Consider the following 576-nt stretch of genomic DNA (forward strand, 5'->3'; position numbering starts at 1 on the left):
AGATACTGATGGAGATGGCTTAACAGACTGTGAGGAAACAACAGGAATCGATGATCCAAACACACCAGAAGATCCAAACACATATGGACCAGGACCATTTGATCCAAACAATCCATGTGATCCAATCGGAATCAATAGTACAGATACTGATGGAGATGGCTTAACAGACTGTGAGGAAACAACAGGAATCGATGATCCAAACACACCAGAAGATCCAAACACATATGGACCAGGACCATTCGATCCAAACAATCCATGTGATCCAATTGGAATTGATACAACAGATACAGATGGAGATGGTCTTACAGACTGTGAGGAGACAACAGGAATCGATGATCCATCGACACCATTAGATCCAGGAACATTTGGAGTAGATCCAATGAACCCATCAGATCCAACAGATCCATGTGATCCAATCGGAATCAATAGTACAGATACCGATGGAGACGGATTAACAGACTGTGAAGAGACAACAGGGATTGATGATCCAAACACACCAGAAGATCCAAACACATATGGACCAGGACCATTCGATCCAAACAATCCATGTGATCCAATCGGAATCAATAGTACAGA

General features: G+C 42.5%; 1 pseudogene. It reads left to right on the forward strand.

Annotated features, from left to right (window positions below):
- Positions 1-576 (forward strand): annotated as a pseudogene (locus FHS04_RS14285) (hypothetical protein); the annotation flags it as partial.

Source organism: Mesoflavibacter zeaxanthinifaciens subsp. sabulilitoris (genome assembly GCF_014191595.1).
Classification (GTDB): Bacteria; Bacteroidota; Bacteroidia; order Flavobacteriales; family Flavobacteriaceae; genus Mesoflavibacter; species Mesoflavibacter zeaxanthinifaciens.